Annotated in this window: 1 protein-coding gene and 1 pseudogene; both read left to right on the top strand. The window is 36.7% G+C overall.

Annotated features, from left to right (window positions below):
• Positions 1 to 381, top strand: a pseudogene (locus tag PSH48_RS20865) (hypothetical protein); the annotation flags it as partial.
• Positions 378 to 488, top strand: a 111-nt coding sequence (locus PSH48_RS20860; protein ID WP_443197877.1) for a putative RNA methyltransferase, incomplete at its 3' end; no start/stop codon positions are given. The pseudogene PSH48_RS20865 and the gene PSH48_RS20860, both read left to right, overlap by 4 nt.

Raw genomic sequence — 488 nt, 5'->3', positions numbered from 1 at the left:
CTGCTAACTGCTTTTGGACAAATAGCATTCGAGCTGATTGCGGTAAAATTACTAATAAGTGCGTTTATTCCAGTATTATTAAGCTACTTTGTATTTATGCTTTGTTACCACTACTTAGCGCGGCACTTTTTTATCTATATATTTGTTTGTAGCTTTTTAACGGCTGGTGTCGTTGCTTGCGTTAACATTATACTCGGGGGTGTTTTTTATTACGCAATTGGCGAATATAATTGGCATCAGCTAACAGAAAACTACATTTATCTCAGTCCTATTTTAGCGTTTCCTGAAGCAATGCTAAACGGTATGGCAATAACTGTTATGATCACCTATCGCCCGCACTGGGTAAAAACTTTTTTTGATAAGGACTATTTAGGCTCATGAGTCTTCATTACCATTGCCCTATTTGCAAACTTCCATTGGCACTTAATGAAAAAACATTACGCTGTGATAATAACCACAGCTTTGATTTTGCCAAAGAAGGCTATGTA

It is taken from the genome of Pseudoalteromonas sp. Angola-4 (assembly GCF_028599265.1).
Lineage (GTDB): Bacteria > Pseudomonadota > Gammaproteobacteria > Enterobacterales > Alteromonadaceae > Pseudoalteromonas > Pseudoalteromonas atlantica.
Note: the sequence above shows the minus strand (reverse complement) of the source record. Positions and strands in the feature narration are given on the sequence as shown.